Annotated in this window: 15 protein-coding genes; all 15 read right to left on the reverse strand. The window is 32.3% G+C overall.

The window, feature by feature from the left end; genetic code table 11:
• Positions 1-2: 2 nt before the first annotated feature.
• Complete coding sequence (locus tag PEPCATONIAE_RS01420) at positions 3-911, reverse strand: PfkB family carbohydrate kinase (protein ID WP_138159147.1); 909 nt, start codon at positions 909-911, stop codon at positions 3-5.
• A gap of 11 nt (positions 912-922) precedes the next feature.
• A complete protein-coding gene (locus PEPCATONIAE_RS01425) occupies positions 923-2,602 on the reverse strand; it encodes a phospho-sugar mutase (protein ID WP_138159149.1) in 1,680 nt (559 codons plus the stop codon).
• A 140-nt stretch (positions 2,603-2,742) separates the two neighbouring features.
• Complete coding sequence (locus PEPCATONIAE_RS01430) at positions 2,743-3,762, reverse strand: XdhC family protein (protein WP_138159151.1); 1,020 nt, start codon at positions 3,760-3,762, stop codon at positions 2,743-2,745.
• Complete coding sequence (locus PEPCATONIAE_RS01435) at positions 3,734-5,470, reverse strand: histidine phosphatase family protein (RefSeq protein ID WP_138159153.1); 1,737 nt, start codon at positions 5,468-5,470, stop codon at positions 3,734-3,736. The genes PEPCATONIAE_RS01430 and PEPCATONIAE_RS01435 overlap by 29 nt, the downstream gene beginning before the upstream one ends.
• A gap of 2 nt (positions 5,471-5,472) precedes the next feature.
• A complete protein-coding gene (moaC, locus tag PEPCATONIAE_RS08715; RefSeq protein ID WP_138159155.1) occupies positions 5,473-6,381 on the reverse strand; it encodes a cyclic pyranopterin monophosphate synthase MoaC in 909 nt (302 codons plus the stop codon).
• On the reverse strand, positions 6,382-7,326 hold the full coding sequence (gene moaA, locus PEPCATONIAE_RS01445) for a GTP 3',8-cyclase MoaA (protein WP_138159157.1): 945 nt from the start codon (positions 7,324-7,326) through the stop codon (positions 6,382-6,384).
• Between the two features lie 99 nt (positions 7,327-7,425).
• Positions 7,426-8,775, reverse strand: coding sequence for a YjiH family protein (locus PEPCATONIAE_RS01450; protein ID WP_138159159.1), 1,350 nt, complete (start codon positions 8,773-8,775; stop codon positions 7,426-7,428).
• A 23-nt stretch (positions 8,776-8,798) separates the two neighbouring features.
• Positions 8,799-9,257, reverse strand: coding sequence for a (2Fe-2S)-binding protein (locus PEPCATONIAE_RS01455; protein ID WP_138159161.1), 459 nt, complete (start codon positions 9,255-9,257; stop codon positions 8,799-8,801).
• Positions 9,258-9,287: 30 nt separating this feature from the next.
• Positions 9,288-10,184, reverse strand: a complete 897-nt coding sequence (locus PEPCATONIAE_RS01460) for an FAD binding domain-containing protein (RefSeq protein WP_138159163.1) — start codon at positions 10,182-10,184, stop codon at positions 9,288-9,290.
• Positions 10,185-12,461 (reverse strand): xanthine dehydrogenase family protein molybdopterin-binding subunit, encoded by a 2,277-nt coding sequence (locus PEPCATONIAE_RS01465; protein ID WP_138159165.1) that lies wholly within the window; start codon positions 12,459-12,461, stop codon positions 10,185-10,187.
• A gap of 130 nt (positions 12,462-12,591) precedes the next feature.
• Complete coding sequence (locus PEPCATONIAE_RS01470; RefSeq protein ID WP_138159167.1) at positions 12,592-13,107, reverse strand: MogA/MoaB family molybdenum cofactor biosynthesis protein; 516 nt, start codon at positions 13,105-13,107, stop codon at positions 12,592-12,594.
• Positions 13,108-13,122: 15 nt separating this feature from the next.
• Positions 13,123-14,097 (reverse strand): molybdopterin-binding protein, encoded by a 975-nt coding sequence (locus tag PEPCATONIAE_RS01475; RefSeq protein WP_138159169.1) that lies wholly within the window; start codon positions 14,095-14,097, stop codon positions 13,123-13,125.
• Between the two features lie 3 nt (positions 14,098-14,100).
• The gene (locus tag PEPCATONIAE_RS01480; protein ID WP_180339333.1) at positions 14,101-15,183 is read right to left on the reverse strand and encodes a sulfate/molybdate ABC transporter ATP-binding protein; all 1,083 of its coding nucleotides are present in this window, start codon (positions 15,181-15,183) and stop codon (positions 14,101-14,103) included.
• A gap of 19 nt (positions 15,184-15,202) precedes the next feature.
• A complete protein-coding gene (modB, locus tag PEPCATONIAE_RS01485; protein ID WP_138159173.1) occupies positions 15,203-15,865 on the reverse strand; it encodes a molybdate ABC transporter permease subunit in 663 nt (220 codons plus the stop codon).
• 16 nt (positions 15,866-15,881) lie between these two features.
• A complete protein-coding gene (gene modA / locus PEPCATONIAE_RS01490; protein ID WP_138159175.1) occupies positions 15,882-16,724 on the reverse strand; it encodes a molybdate ABC transporter substrate-binding protein in 843 nt (280 codons plus the stop codon).
• Between the last annotated feature and the right edge of the window lie 86 nt (positions 16,725-16,810).

A 16,810-nucleotide genomic window follows, 5' to 3' on the forward strand; every position in this document is an offset into this window, starting at 1 on the left:
TCCTATATTTCATATAATTTTATTTCTTTCATTAGTCCTTTAATATCAGCCATAGTTATATTTCTAAACTTAACATAATTTTCCACCAAATATGATGCCATAGATACCTTTATTGCAGTTTCAAAATCATAGCTTCTGTTTATTCCAAAGACTATACCTGCTAGCATTAAATTTAAGTTAAACTTTGTAATATAGTCTGAAAGTTTCGAAAAATCCGCTCTATATTTTCTATCCCCATTTAAAATTACAGTCCCTTTTTCAGAGTTTACTATAAGTATTCCGATTCCGTTACTTATTAAAACTCCTCCCGCTTTTACAACCTCATCTTGATTATTAATTACAAGACAAGTGTAATCCTCAAGGGATTCCTTGTTTATTATCATAATGTAAGGTTTAGATTCTTTTATAATATTCATATCATCAGTTGCAACAGCTACCTTTATACCTTTTTTATAGCAAGTATTTATAAAATCATTATAGCTTATACTTTCAAGTTTTTCATTAAATGTTGAAAGGGCAACTATATCCTTATTCTCAATCTCCCTTGAAAAAAGAGAGAAAAACCTTTCCTCTTCATCTAGAGTTTTCCTATTTAAGGGACTTTTTAAAGTTGTTTTCAGATTTATTGATTTAATAAGAACAACCTCTTCATTGTTGTCCTTAATATCTATAAAGTCAAAGTCAATTAAGTCTTCCCTTAGCTTCTCTTTAATTAATTCTCCGTTTTCTCCACCAAGATAAGTTATAAGTTTAGGATTTTCTCCTATGCTTTTTAAAAAATAACATATATCTAAACCATTTCCTGAGGTGTATACCCTGCTTTCACTAAAGCTATTGCTTATGTTTTTAGTAAAATTCACGGACCTATAGCCTCTTACAATTTTAGGATTAAAGTCGCACAAAAGTATCATATTACGCCTCCTTATTTTATCTTGTTTATAAGACTAACTATATCATTTTTCAAAAATTTTAGCTTATTTATGGCAAGATTTTCATTTTCATCAACAATATATATATATAATTTTATTTTAGGTTCAGTCCCTGAAGGTCTTAGAGCAAACCATGAGCCTTCTTCTAAATGGTAGATTAAAAGATTGGAACTTCCTATATCCTTATATCCATGTTCAAAATCGATTTTTTCTTTAACCTTTAAGTCTCCAAACTCCTTATAATCATTTTCCCTAAAAGCTTCCATGATTCTTAAAATTCTTTTTGAGCCTTCTATTCCTTTCAGATTCAAACTTACAAGCTCTTCTTTATAATAACCGTATTGACTGTAGATTTCTTCCATAAGTTCAACTAAATCTTTTCCCATTTTTTTATAATAAGCTGCCATTTCGCATATTATCATTGAAGAAACTACAGCATCCTTATCTCTTACATAATCTCCAAATACATATCCTATGGATTCTTCGTATCCGAATATAAATTTATATTCACCGGTTTCGTCCCACTTGTTTGGAAGAGAACAGATATTTTTAAATCCTGTTAGGGTTTCGAAACTTTTAACGCCTAAACTTTTAGCTATTTGAGCTCCTAGGTCCCCTGTTACCAATGATTTTACTATGGCAGCATTAGGGGCAAGCTCTCCCTTAGCCTTTAATGATTTAAGTATATAATATACCAACATTGCTCCTATTTGATTACCGTTAAAATTATAATATTCTCCCTTGTGCTTTGCCATAATAGATACTCTATCGCAATCAGGGTCTGTGGCAATTATTATGTCCCCTCCAAGGTCTTTTGCATAATTAAGAGCACGTTGAAATACTTTTTTCTCCTCAGGATTAGGATAATCAAGTCCCTTAAAGTCAGGATCCGGTTTTTCCTCTTCTTTTACTATAAACACATTTTTAAATCCTCTTCGCTTTAAAATTTCTCTTACAGGTTTATTTCCTGTTCCTTTTAGGGGAGTATAAACTATTTTTATATTCTTATCTATATCTTCATTTATAGCCATGCTCAAGGTTTTTTTATAAAAGTCCTCATCTAAGCTACTATCTAAAATTTCTATTAAACCTTTTTTTACTCCCTGTTCATAATCTATAAATTTTACATCTTCAAAGGATATATTTTTTCTCTCTTCCTGAATTTCATTTGCTATATCATCAAGTATTTGAGAACCCTTGTCCCAATAAACTTTATATCCGTTATAGTTCTTAGGGTTATGTGATGCCGTAACCATTATGCCGCTAATTGTGTTTAAATACCTTACAGCATAAGAAAGCATAGGCGTGGGTCTTATATCATCAAACATATATACCTTGATTCCGTTTGCTCCATATATTCTTGCGGATATTTCAGAAAACTCCTTGGATTTATGTCTTGTGTCTCTAGCTATTACTATGCCTCTTTTTGCACCATCAGGCCTTTTTAAAATAACATTTGCTATTGCCTGGCAGACGCAGGATAGTACAAATTCATTCATTCTATTGCTGCCTGCTCCTAATATTCCTCTAAGACCTGCTGTACCAAAATCAAGCTCCTTATAAAACCTATCTTTAATTTCCTCTTCATCTTTTATATTTAATATTTCATCTTTATAAGCTTTTGTTATTACAGGTGAGTTTAACCATTTTTCTCTTCTATTTTTGTAATCCATATAAACCTCCTGATTCTTTTTCTTTAATTTTATCATATTAAGCTTTATTTAATTAATAGCTATTAAATAAAAAATAACTTCCGTCAGCTATTAGCCTATTAACTAATACTTAAGCCTTTACAGAAGTTATTTTCTCTCTATTAATTTGCACTTTTAAGTCTTAAATCTATTAACTGAGCAGCTATACTTATTCCTATTTCTCTAGGAGTTTCGCAAGCTATATCTATTCCTATAGGAGATACTATCCTTTCAATATCCTTATCAGAAAAGCCCCTTTCCTTTAACCTCATATCCACTGATTTTTTCTTCCTTCTGCTACCTATTACTCCTATATAGGGAGCTTTGGTTTTTAGGGCTTGAGCCTGTATAACTTCGTCATACTTGTGACCCCTTGTTAAGACACAAAGGTAGTCATTAGCTCCTATGTCTATATAATCAGATACTTTACTGAAATCTATTAATATTCTTTCTGAAGCTGATGGAAATCTCTCTTTAGTGATAAATTCTTCTCTGTCATCACACACAAGTACATTAAAATCAAGATATGAAAGTATCGGTGCCAAGGCTTGAGATACATGGCCTGCCCCAAAAAGAATAACTCTTATTTTTCTTTTTATTTCTTCAACAAAGAATTTTGATTCTTCATAGTCTATAATAATTTTACTCTTGCTTCTTTCCTTTAAAGCCTCTTTTATTTTCTTTGTCAAGTCTTCAGGCAAGCTTCCCTTTACCTCGTCGCCTTCAATAAAGCTTATGCCCTTATTTGGACTTTCAACTATAATGAAGTTTTCATTATTGTTGGCCCAAGTATAAGCGGATTTAAATCCATCTATTAACTCCAAGTTTTTGTGACCTATATAATAAAAATTAATAACTACAGTTCCTCCGCAAACCATTCCTATGTCTTCAACTTCATTTTGTGTCAGCATAAAGGAATGTGTTCCAGATTCTTTATCTTTTAAAAAAGTTTTTCCATACTTAATTGAATTGTACTCGACGCTACCTCCACCTATTGTCCCATAGATAGTACCATCATCAAAAAGAAGCATTCTTGAACCGGCCTCTCTTGGAGTAGATCCGGAACTGGAAACTACTGACATTAATATTAAATCTTTTCCTTTATCTGTTTCCTCAATTATTCTTTTCAATAAATTTTTCATAGTTTTCACCTAACTCCCTGTAAATGCTTTCATAATCTAAATTTATTTTTAACTTAATAAATTCTTCCAACTCTTTTGCAAATTCATATCTTTGATTGTGAAAATAAATCGCCTCTTTAGTTTTACATTTTATAAGGCTTCTCCTAAATCTCTCATCTATACTTACAAGTCTATCTTCAAAGGAATATTTATCTGCAAGATATAAAATATCAGATTCAGTTATTTTATCGTCTTCTAGCTGCCTGTAATTATTATGGTTTTTAATAATATCTGATAGCTTTCTATATCCTAAATTTCTAATATAATCTGCAGCCTTTAGCTCGTGATTTTTTTCTTTTCTTTTTATATCATGTAAAAGTGCAGCGGACCTCAGTAAATTTTTATTTAATATGTATCCATTTTTCTCTAAGTGATTTGACAAAATGTTTGAAATGTTCATAACACTTACCATGTGTCTAATAATCTTTTGATCAAGGTCTAAGTCTTTATATATGTTCTTAATTTCTATATCACTTGGATAATCTACAGGCAAAAATCCGTAATAAATAAGATTAAGTTTTGAATCTACTAAGTCAAATCTCGTTATGCTTCCAGGTGGAATACTATAGTCCCATGCCTTTAATAGGTTGTTGTCCTTCTTATAGCCAAGTAAAAGTTGTATCAAGCCTTTATGAGTAAAAATCACAAGGTCACCTGCGGAAGATTTTATAATTTTTTCAATTGCTGAAGAAAACCTATCATAGGCCATGTATAAACTTTCCCCTCCCTTGGGGCAGAAGTTTATATTCTCTCCTCTTTCTATAAAATCTTCATTATAATTTTCCTTTATGTAAGAAAAACTTTTACCTTCCCAATCTCCCAGTTCTATTTCTCTTAAATCATTGCAAATATTGACATTATTTATTTTACTCACTTTACTAAAGTCAAAAGCTCCAATTTTGCAACGTGAAAGAGGCGATGTGTATATAGAAGATATTTCTTTATTTCTTAAATATTTAATCTGATTGTTTAATTTTATCCTGCCCACTTCATTTAATTTAAAATCAGCGCTGCTATAATAGATTTTTTCCTTATCTCTTTTCTCAATGTCCCCATGTCTTAAAAAATATATAGATCTGATATTTTTTTCTTTATTATAATAGTCAAGCATTTTTTCATAATCATCAAAATAATCCGCGTCAAAATCAATTCCAGGATCATCTACTATAGCGTATTTTTTGTATTCAACTTTTTCTAAAAATGATTTAAGCCCTTCTTCACCCTTAAAATTTAAAAGTTCAGTAAAGGCTTCTTTTTTTATAAAAATAGGGTGTCCTTGAGTTTTATTTATAGGAATTACTATCTTATCTTTGTAATCTAACAAGGTTTTTACAGTTGAAAGTTTAAAAAGTGGATTATCACAAGGTGTCATAAGTACTCCATCACATTTTTCTTGCAAAAATTCAATACCTAGTTTCAAGGAGTAAAACATATCTGTTTTTTCATAAAGGTCATTATTTAAAAATATTAAATCCTCGCCTTTAAGTTTTTCCTTTAGAAGCTCTAAATTATATCCTCCTACTATTACAATAGGTGATAAGCCCACTAATCTGAACTTGTTTATTATATGCTCTATAAAAGTTTTATCTCCGATTTTTAAAAGAGGTTTAAATACTCCCATTCTTGATGACAAACCTGCAGCAAGAATAAGTCCCGCGTTTTTATTCATACTTACTTTATAACCTTAATTACATCTGATCTTTTTACCTTGCCAGCTGATATAACTCTTGCAAATATACCTTCAGTTGGCATTATACAGTAATTAACTTTTTGCTTTATAGCACAGCCTTGATGACATTCCTTTCCTATTTGAGTAATTTCTATAAGGGCATCTCCTACTTGTAAAACATTTCCAACCTTAAGATTTTTTAAATCTATACCTTCAGTTGTAAAGTTTTCTGCAAAATCTCCATTATTAAGATTTAAGTCATAATCTTTTACCATTTTATCTATTGATTCCTTAGCCAGTAAACTTACCTGCCTGTGCCATTTGCCGGCGTGAGCGTCATTTTCAATACCGTAGTTTTCAATTAAGTTCACAAATTCAACAGGCTTTTTACTTGTTCCTTTTTCTTTTGAAATGTTAACGTCTATAATTCTACCTTCAACAACTTTATTGTTAATAAAGTGTCCAGATTTTCCACCTGTTTTTTCCTTTAAATAAATCTCTTCTATTACAATTTCTTTATCTACCGCTTTACACATATCATAAATAGTAAGAGCTGCTATACTAACAGCAGTTAATGCTTCCATTTCAACTCCGGTTTTACCCTTTGAATATACCTTAGCCAATATATCAATAGTGTCTTCATTTACTTTAAAATCTATATCCACTCCATTAATTAATATATTGTGGCACATAGGTATAAGTTCTGAAGTTTTTTTGCTTCCCATTATGGCGGCAATTTGTGCAGTTGAAAGAACATCTCCCTTTTTTGTTTTTCCTTCTCTAATTTTTTCTATCGTTTCTTTCTTTAGTCTTACTCTTCCAACAGCTGTTGCTACTCTATCAGTATCCTCTTTGTTAGCTACAGAAACCATTCTTGGTCTTCCTTTATCATCAAAGTGAGAAAATTCCATTTATCCTCCTATTGTATTCATACTTCTTTTTACAGTGTGTCCTTGTAAAATTTTGTGGTTTTTAGGCTTATCCCTAATGGCCTTGTCGATGATATTTCCAATTTCTTCATCGTCATTCAAAGCATCTTTTAAACTTATAAGTTTATCAGAGTGCAGGCAAGAAATTAAATTCGCCTCGTGATCCAATCTTATTCTGTTGCAGGAGCTACAGAAATTACATGAAAGGGGACTTATAAATCCGATTAAACCATTTTTGCCTTCCCTATAATAATAATCTGCAGGTCCTGTATTACTTTTGTAATTATATTTTTTCAAAGACTTACAATTATTTATAATATCTGAATTTTTTACAAGTTGATCCTTAAACTTAATTCCCTCTCCTATAGGCATCAGTTCAATAAATCTTACAATTAAGTCTTCCCTATCTGAAAATTCTAAAAAGTCTTCAAATTCATCAAGATTAAAATCCTTTAACAAAACAACATTAAGCTTTATTGGACTTATATCATATTCTTTGCAAGCCTTTATTCCTTCAAAAACTTTTGAAAGTTTGCCTCCCCTTGTTATATACTCGTATTTCTCTTCATTGAGAGTATCAAGGGATATATTTATTCTGTTAAGTCCTGCCGCCTTTAAATCCTTTACATACTCCGCAAGTAAAATTCCATTTGTTGTTATACTTATATCTTCTATACCCTGATCTCTAAAACCTTCTATAAGTTTAAATATATTCTTTTCAACAAGAGGCTCCCCTCCCGTTATTCTTATTTTTTTTATCCCCTTGTCTATCATAATTTCAGATATTTTTAAAAATTCCTCCAGGGACAAAGAATCCTCACTGAATTTCTGATCCTCAGCCATGCAATATCTACACCTTAAATTGCATTTGTCAGTTATGGATATTCTCAAGTAATCAATATTTCTATTATATAAATCTTTAACCATACTATCATCCTCGGATAAAATTTTATTTCAAGCTCTATTAAATTATATCAAAAAAAGTAAGTGTATATCTACCACTTACCTTTTTCTTACAATTGACTATTAAAATATCAAATGTACTATTAAAGCACATAGGGGAATAGAAATTATTGTCCTTTCAATAAAAGTAATAAGTAAATCTTTAAAGCTGATAGGCATTGAAGAACTTAACATAGCATTACCCGCCTCAGTCATAAATATAACTTGAGAACAAGATAAAAGAGCTATGAAAAATCCTGACATAGCCGGAAGCTTATAAGATGACACTAAAATTGAAGGCAAGGTTATTTCAATAAATCCTATAAGGGTTGACGGTGCAACCTTAGCCGCTTCAGGAATTCCTAAAAGTTCTATAATAGGCGTTAAAGGCTTGCCTATAATTTCAAAAATAGGCGTGAAGTAGACAAGGCTTAAAGCAACCATAACAACTGTAACATTTACCGCTATTATTTTTTGTGCAAATTTCATAGCATTAACTATGGACATTATAAGTTCCTTTAAGTTAAATTCTCTTGAAGCCAATGCCGCACCCTTAACTGATGTTATAACTCTTTGAGAATAAGGAATTTTTTCAACTTTTCTATCTTCGTCTGTTTGAATTTCTCCATCTATGTAAGCATTCTTTTTCCAAGACACTGGAGGAATTCTGCAGCATATAGCCGCCAAAATCAAAGTGTTAATAAAAGCGAAAAGAATAAGAGTTCCATAATATTCATCTATTCCATTTAAAGTACATAAAAGAGCCATAAATCCAAGGCTTACTACGCTATAGTGAAGAGATGTATTAACAGCCTCTCTGTCAGTGTAGAGCTTCTTGTTATAATATACATCTGTAAAATAAACCCCTACTGATGCAGATGATACAAAAGACGCAACTGCATTTACAGAAGCCTCTCCCGGTAGTTGAAACACAGGTCTCATTAAAGGCTCCAAAAGGCCTCCGAAAAATATAACTATTCCTGATTTTAAAATAAAAACTGTAGCTGAACCTGCAACAAATATTGTAATTACAACATTAGATGCTATGTTGAGAACATTTCCCCCAACTTTTTCGTGCTGAATAGGCGCTAGATTCACTTTAAAAAGTATCATTAGTATAATAATAAATGAAGTTACGAAGCAAATTTTTTGAAAAGGTTTGTCGTGTTCATGATATTTGACAAAAATCTTTACCTTAAATACCTTTCCAAGAAGTAAAGTCACATTTAATGCAGCTATTAAAACTATAACTATATGTGGCAAGGATTCACCGAAAAATCCTTTAACGGCATTTATAGCAACTACTATAGGCGTTGCAGGTCCGCTAATAGGTATAAAAAAGAGGAATATACCTATACAACTTAATACTACAAATCTTATATAGTCAATGGCTTTTAAATCTTCATATATGTTTTTTTCATTTTGTTTTTCCACGTTACTCTCCTATCTAATTAAATCTATAGGTCTGCCGCCGTTTTTTCAATAGCTTTTATTATTTGTTGGTAACCTGAACAACGACAAATGTTTCCTGCTATACTTACCTTTATCTCTTCTCTTGTAGGCTTGGGATTTTCCATTAGTAAAGCCTTGGCGCTTATAATCATTCCCGGAGAACAATAACCGCACTGAATTGCACCTTCTTCAACAAAGTTCTTTTGCAAACTGTCAAGTTCTCCATCTTTTTCCAAACCTTCAATTGTAATTATATTCTTTCCTTCAAGTTCCGCTGCCAGAGTCAGGCATGAATGCACCGCTTTGCCGTCCATTATAACTGAACAAGCACCACATTCGCCTTCGGCACAACTTTCTTTTGTCCCTGTAAGGTTAAGATCTTCTCTTAAAATATCAATTAGCCTTCTATCAGCAGGTACATCAATGCTTATTGGGCTGTTATTTACAGTAAAGTTGGTAATCATAATTATCTCTCCCTTTTTTGTTCAAGTTACTTAATACAAAGATGAAAGCAAGTCTAAAGTATCTTCTACTACTCCCCTAACGCTATAAGGTTTATAGTATCTATAGTGTCTCTTATAATACTGTTCGTCGTGTCTTTCATATCCCTTAGGTGTTATATCTTCAATAATATAAAAGAGTATGTCACTTATTTTATCCTTGACTTCCTGATTAACAACGCTACCATTTAAAATACTTTCAGCAGCCTTTACTCTCATTGGAGTTGGAGATATAGCTCCCATATAAACTCTTGCATTATATAAAGTTCTATCCTTATTAAAGTTTGCTGAAACTGCCATTCCTATTCTTGATATAGTTACTGAGCGTCTGCTTCCTAATTTATGAAAAGCACTTATAAAGTTATCCTCTTCGTGTTTAGGCAATATAAGTTTTGTTATAACTTCATTTTTAGCAAGGTTAATTTTTCCTTTTCCTTTTAGGACTTCATCTATTGGAGCTAAGGTCTTCTTACCTTGTGGTCCTGTAATTTCAACTCTTGCATCATAAAGAAACATTATTGGAACAATGTCCCCTGCGGGAGATGCCGTAGCTATATTTCCAACAAGAGTGCCCTTGTTTCTAATTTGCTTAGAGCCTACATCTTTTGCCCCATAATATAGGGCTGTAAATTTTTCCCTTACCAAGGGTGAATCTTCAGCATCTGTCATAGTTACTCCTGCACCTATTTCGATTGTAGACTCAGTTTCCTTTATTTCTTTCATTTCTGGAATGTTGCCTAGGTACAAAATAGCTTCAGGTTCAAGACCTCTATTTCTCATTTTTATAACAATGTCAGTTCCTCCACCTAAGATAATATTATTACTTGGTATAGTTGACAAAGCGGTATTTAATTCTTCCAAGGTTTTTGGTGCTATACTTATACAATTCACTTATTTTGCCTCCCTGGATTTTTCCATATTTTTTTCTGCCATAGTCCTAACTATAGTGTCTGTATTAATAGGTATCTCTCCTATTTCAGTTCCAAGAGCATTATTAACTGCTCCTGCTACTGTAGGTGCAACAGGGACATGAGAAACTTCCCCTATTGATTTGGCTCCAAAAGGTCCATCAGTTTGTCCGTCTTCTATAAACTCGACTTTGGTTTCAGGGGCGTCAAAAGCGTTTATTAAGTGATAATCCTTAAAACTTTTTGTTGCAACTCCGTTAGAACCTGTTATAACTTCTTCTATTAAAGCTGCTCCGCCTCCCATTAATACGGCTCCTTGAGTTTGAGCTATACATATTTGTCTATTTAAAGCCTTTCCTATGTCATGAATAGCTAGATAATCTAAAATTTTCACAAGACCTGTATAGGTATCAACTTCAACCTCTGCAAAATGGGTTCCTGTTACTCCTGGATTTGAGGTTTCTACAAATTGCTCTAATGATACAATTTCCTTTCTCAATATAGACATACTTTCACGAGCAGCTCTCTTATAAGAATAGTCCTCTCTTTTTCCATCTTTTATAAAATAAAAGCTGCCATTTTCAAATGTAATTTCAGAACTGCTTATATTATTTATCTGGGCTATATTCTCTTTTATTGTATTAAGCAAGTTTTCTGCACACTTTTGAGTTGTTCTTCCTATTACATAAACTGTTCTACTTGAATAACAACCAAAGTCTAAAGGTGTATTATCTGTGTCCGCTTCTGATACTTTTATTTTATCAAGATCCATATCAAGAGTTTCTGATATAATCATTTTCATAGCAGTTACACTGCCACAACCATGATCGTGTATACTTAAACTTCCTATTACAGATCCATCTTCTGCAATCCTAAGCTGAGCTGCTGCAAAATCTCCCATCCTAGGGTAGTATCCGTTAACGTGACCTCCACAGCCTACCGCCATACCTCTTTTATATCTATCATTGTTTTTATTAAACTCTTCTATATCAGCTTTCTTCTTATCCCATTGGAATTTCTCTCTTCCAAGCTCAAGAGCCTGATAAGTTCTGATAGGTCCCATGGGTTCATTTAATTTTGGATCAATATCGCCCTCTACAGCTACGTTTCTAAGCCTTATATCTATAGGATCCATTTTTAAAACCTTAGCTGCTTTATTCATATTATGCTCAACCATGGCAGCTATTTCAGGGGCAGTCCATCCCCTGTAGGCTCCGGAAACCGGAGAATTTGTTATTACAGCCCTTGCATTATATTTCATATGTGGATAATTGTAGGTTCTAAAAAATTTACTTCCTAAAGCTCCCGCATAGTCTCCCGAATTACCCATATAGGCTCCTGCATCTAAAGTATTATCTATTGTTATTGACAGTAATTTTCCATCTTTTGTAAAAATAGATTCAACTTTTGCGTCCATAGGACTCCTAGTTACCGTTGATATAATGGTCTCTTCTCTGTTATAAACAAGCTTTACAGGGCAACCCATTTTTAATGCTGCCGCAGCAACAACAGGTTCAAGCATCCATTCTTGTTTGGCTCCGAAAGATCCTCCCATAGTGGTCTTAACAACTCTTACATTGTTATAGCTTATATTAAAAAGATCTCCTATAACTGTACGAATTCCATGAACTGCTTGATTTGGTGACCATATTGTAAGTTGTCCGGAATACTTATCGTAGTCGGCTATTGCCGCATGGGTTTCCATACATGCATGAGTGATCCTTGCAAGTTTTGTATGTGTGCAAACCTTAATAGCATCTATAGGATAGTTTTTTTCACCTAGCTCCGCATCTATTTTAGCAACAACAGGTCCCTCCTCTAAAACATCATCTATAACACCATTTAAAGAATCTTCAGGAGTTACTGAATATGGCAGCTCTTTATAAGTTACCTTTACAAGTTTTGCAGCTTTTCTGGCAATTTCTTCGCTAGTTGCAATTACAGCCCCAACTCTGTCTCCTATAAATCTTACATGTCTATTAAAAATACACTCATGCTCTGGTAAATTCTGTATAGCTTGGGATCTGTATCTGTTAAAGGTTTTGTCAGTCGTATTAAAACAATGTATTATATCCTTAACGCCTTCTAGCTTCATAGCTTCACTAGTATCAATTTTTTCCACATAGCCATGGGGAATACTACTGAATATTACAGCTAAGTGTAGCATTCCAGTCATTTTTATATCTGAACAATATTTTGTATGACCTGTAGCTTTTCCAAGTGCATCGTGCACAGGTTGGTTTGTACCTATAACTCTCATATTTACACCTCATACCTTTTTACAATCAAACAATTAAATACACCCTACAAACCTAATTAAATAAGTATTGTATAACTCATATCTATATATTACCACAATTAAAGATATAAATCATATTAATTTACTAAATTTATGAATCCTTTGTCTTAAACTTATGGTCTTGAGATTTTTCCTTATCATCTCTAATTAGATCTATTGCATGAAAAAGGATGGGAACAACAACCTCTATATTCTCCTCAACAGCCTTTACGGATCCAGGTAAATTAATTATCAAAGTATTTTTACAAATTCCCGCTACCTGCCTTGACAGCATTGCATAGGGAGTTTTTTCCATGCTTTTTCTTCTCATTGCCTCGCTTATACCCGGACAATTTTTTTCAATCACCCTTAAGGTTGCTTCAGGAGTAACATCTCTTTTAGAAAAACCCGTTCCTCCTGTTGTTAAAATTAAATCACTTTTGTCCTCATTACACCACACGTTTAATGTGTTAAAAATATCATCTTCTTCATCAGGAACAACTTTATAGTTTATTAGCTTATAGTTTAATTTTTCCATAATTTCTATAATTTTCTTACCTGACAAATCTTCAGATTCATTTTTAGACCTTCTATCACTAACTGTCAACACTGAAAATCTATAATCCACGCTAACAAATCCCTTCTATAATAATCCATCTAAACCATAAAAAGCTATTTCTTCTTTTTTTATTTCATCTTTTGCAAATATTCTCGGCAAGAAAAAGTCAAGGCTTGTTATTTTAGAATGCATAGATGCTCCAGGCACTCCAATAATAGTTGTTTTATTTAACTTTGCTATTGTAAGCATGTTGCCAGGTTGCATAGGGACACCTTGACAAATTAAATCTGCTCCGCTGTTTTTAATTGCACTTGGAGTTACATCATCAGGATCTACTGACATACCGCCTGTAATCAATATTAGCTCCACACCTTCTTTTATAGCCTTATTTATTTCCCTTAAAATAAAATCTTCATCATCAGGACATACTACATAACCTAAATATTCAGAATCGTAGTATTCAAGTTTTTTCTTTAAAATTGGTTCAAAGGCATCTTTTATCCTTCCGTCATAAATCTCTTGCCCTGTTATTAAAATTTTGCTTTTAAGTTTGTAAAATGGTTTGACTTCAAATATTGGTTTATATTTCTCCGCTATCTTTACTGCTGCTTCAAAATTTTTCTTTTCCGTTACTAAGGGAACAATTCTTGCTCCACATAAGGGTTGGTCTTTTATTACTGAACTTTTATTTCTAATTGAAGCAAAGGTATAATCAGGTAATTTGTTTATCTCTACTAGTGCCTTCTCATTAAGACTGTACATTCCCTTACAACTTGCCTTAACTGAAATTTTCCCTTCTCTAGGTCCTTCAGTATATACATTTCTGCCAAGAGATGGCTCAACTACAAGACTAGATGCATCGTCCTCGTGAACTTCTTCCACATTGTCTTCCCAAACATAAACATGGTATTTCCCCATGTTTTTCATTTCTTCTATATCCTTTTCTTCAATTATATGCCCTCTTTTAAATTTAACTCCCTTAAATCCTCCGCTAATTATTGCAGTTAAATCGTGGCATAAACTTTTTCCTACTGCATCTTCCACTCTAATTTTTTTCATAAATTACCTCGTAACTATCATCAGTTTTTCCTTGGGGATGTAAATCTTAATAAGGTCCCCTATACTTGACTCAGCAAAAAAATTCTCATAGGTTTTACTGTTAATTGTTATATTAATTCTTGTAAAATTTTCAAGATCTGTACTTGTTTTAAGAGTTAGGTTAATTAAATCATATGAATTTTTTATTAATTTGATTAATTTGGCTTCTATAGCAAAACAATTATTTAAATTTTCGTATGTAAAATTATCACTTCTAAATGCTACTAAATAATTATTTATTTCATCTTTTGATATTTGAGGAAAATCAGCTAATAATCCAAGTTCTGAACCCCATTCCTTGGCAAATAACTTATCATTTTTTATTAATATGGAGCTGAAATTTTCAATTCCCGACAAAACCGCTGATGCTTTAGTTTTAGGACTTTCAAAAAGATTTTTAATACTTCTTACAGGTTCAGACTTTCCTTTAGATAAAACGCAGACTTCATCTGCAAGCCTTCTTACTTCTTGATCATCATGAGTGACAAGTATTGCTTCAAGGGAATAGTCAGCTAAAATCTCTTCAAGCTCGTAGGCAAGATCCCATTTCAGAAATCTATCCAGTGCTGAAAAAGGCTCGTCTAAAAGTAATATATCAGGCTTATTTACCAGTATTCTTGCAAGGGCAACCCTTTGCTTTTGCCCTCCGGAAAGTTGAGAAGGTTTTCTTTTCTCCAAACCCTTTAACTTCATTTTTCCAATAATATCTTCAATTATCTTATGGCTATTGGCCTTTTCATTTTCCTTAATACCGTATTTTATATTTTCATATACGGATTTAGTTGGAAATAAGGCATAGTCTTGAAACAAGTATGCCACTTTTCTATCTTGAGGTCTTAGATTTATATTTTTTTCAGAATCAAAAAGCACTCTATCATTTAAAATTATTTTGCCCTTGTCAGGAGTCTCTATACCTGCTATACATTTAAGAGTTAAACTTTTACCTGAACCTGATGATCCCAAAAGACCTATTATCGGTTTTTGAGATCTAAAACTTACTCTTAAATTAAAATCTGAAATATTTTTTTCTATATCTACTGTTAACACAATTACTCCTAATTTTTATTTAATCCTTTTGTTGATTTTTTTCAAAATAATTTATAGCAAATAGTACCACAAAGGATATAAAAACATTTATCAAAACCCATTTATAAGCTTCAGCATCTTTACCTATCCTCCACAATTGATAAACCGTTGTGGAAATTGTGGCCGTTTTACCCGGGGTATAGCCCGCCACCATACTTGTTGCTCCATATTCTCCCAAGGCTCTTGCAAATGATAAAATGGTTCCTGCAATTATTCCTTCCTTACAAGTAGGCAACATTATTGTCCAAAATATTCTAGCATTTGATACCCCCAAAGTTTTTGCCGCATAAGTTAATTTCTTATCGTAGCTTTCAAATGCACCTCTGGCAGTCCTATACATTAGGGGAAATGATACAATTGTTGTTGAAATTATGGCAGAATACCACTTCATAATTATTTTCTCTTGAAATACATTCATTATAAAAGAACCTATTGTTGAATTGGGACTTAATAATTTTAAAATAAAAAATCCTATTACAGTAGGAGGTAAAACTAAAGGCAAGGTCAAAACTACATCTAAAATCGCCTTTAAAAACTTAGGGGACTTAGATATGTAGTAAGCTGAAAGAACTCCAATAAAGAATATCAGTATAGTTGATATTATAGATATTCTAAGGGAGTTATATAATGGATATAGGTCCATTTTAATCACCTTTATGTTAGATTTTAGTATTAAACCCTACAGATTCAAATATTTCTGAAGACTTTTCATTTTGAAGATATTCTAAAAATTTCTTTGCTTCTTCTTTATTCTTAGAATTTTTAGTTACCGCTGCAGGATATACTACCGGTGTATTTAATTCATCCTTACCTGCTGTTATAAGAACCTTTAAATTTGCTGAAAAAGCATCTGTTTGATAAATTATTCCACAATCAACTGCACTTTCACTAATCCAATTTGTAACCTCTTTAACATTTGAACCGAAGGTTATTTTATCTTGAATCTCATCCCAAACGCCTATGTTTTTAAGAATTTCTTCTGAATATTTTCCTACAGGTACGTCCGAATTGCCTAAGCCTATGGATTTAACTTTATCTGATGCCAAATCCTTAAAGCTTTCTAAGGTTAAATCGCTGTCAGGTTTAACTGCAACTGTTACCTTGTTTTCAAGTAAATCTACTCTTGTATCTGAATCAATAAAATCCAACTTGTCTTCGTTTTTATCAGACTTAATATCAAGATTATTCATATGCTTTTGTGAGGCTGATATAAATAAGTCGCAATCTGCACCTTCTTCTATTTGAGTCTTTAAAGTTCCTGAAGAATCAAAGGTTGGGATTATCTTTACCTTGGGATTTTCTTCTTCATAGTTTTTAGCTATTTCTTCTATTGTTTCAGTCATACTTGCTGCTGCAAAAACTATAACTTCAGTTTTTTCTTCACTATCTGTTTGCTCCTTGTTGTTTCCTGAAGCTTCAGCTGCATTTTTGTTTCCCCCTCCGCAAGCTGTAGATACTACTACTAAGCTACACAACAAAGACAGTAAAATTAATTTTTTCATTATTTATCCTCCTTATTTTTTTACTTTTAACTATCTTAATGCTGACTTTACTGTTTATTTACAGTACAAGTCAATTTTAAGATATA

This window comes from Peptoniphilus catoniae (assembly GCF_901447155.2).
Classification (GTDB): Bacteria; Bacillota; Clostridia; order Tissierellales; family Peptoniphilaceae; genus Peptoniphilus_E; species Peptoniphilus_E catoniae.

Bases quoted from the DNA above. Each gene is read 5' to 3' on its own strand.
- modA (WP_138159175.1), bottom strand. From the start codon at position 16,724: ATGAAAAAATTAATTTTACTGTCTTTGTTGTGTAGCTTAGTAGTAGTA.
- PEPCATONIAE_RS01455 (WP_138159161.1), bottom strand. From the start codon at position 9,257: ATGATTACCAACTTTACTGTAAATAACAGCCCAATAAGCATTGATGTA.
- moaA (WP_138159157.1), bottom strand. From the start codon at position 7,326: ATGGTTAAAGATTTATATAATAGAAATATTGATTACTTGAGAATATCC.
- moaC (WP_138159155.1), bottom strand. From the start codon at position 6,381: ATGGAATTTTCTCACTTTGATGATAAAGGAAGACCAAGAATGGTTTCT.
- PEPCATONIAE_RS01425 (WP_138159149.1), bottom strand. From the start codon at position 2,602: ATGGATTACAAAAATAGAAGAGAAAAATGGTTAAACTCACCTGTAATA.
- modB (WP_138159173.1), bottom strand. From the start codon at position 15,865: ATGGACCTATATCCATTATATAACTCCCTTAGAATATCTATAATATCA.
- PEPCATONIAE_RS01465 (WP_138159165.1), bottom strand. From the start codon at position 12,461: ATGAGAGTTATAGGTACAAACCAACCTGTGCACGATGCACTTGGAAAA.
- PEPCATONIAE_RS01435 (WP_138159153.1), bottom strand. From the start codon at position 5,470: ATGAATAAAAACGCGGGACTTATTCTTGCTGCAGGTTTGTCATCAAGA.
- PEPCATONIAE_RS01475 (WP_138159169.1), bottom strand. From the start codon at position 14,097: ATGAAAAAAATTAGAGTGGAAGATGCAGTAGGAAAAAGTTTATGCCAC.
- PEPCATONIAE_RS01420 (WP_138159147.1), bottom strand. From the start codon at position 911: ATGATACTTTTGTGCGACTTTAATCCTAAAATTGTAAGAGGCTATAGG.
- PEPCATONIAE_RS01430 (WP_138159151.1), bottom strand. From the start codon at position 3,762: ATGAAAAATTTATTGAAAAGAATAATTGAGGAAACAGATAAAGGAAAA.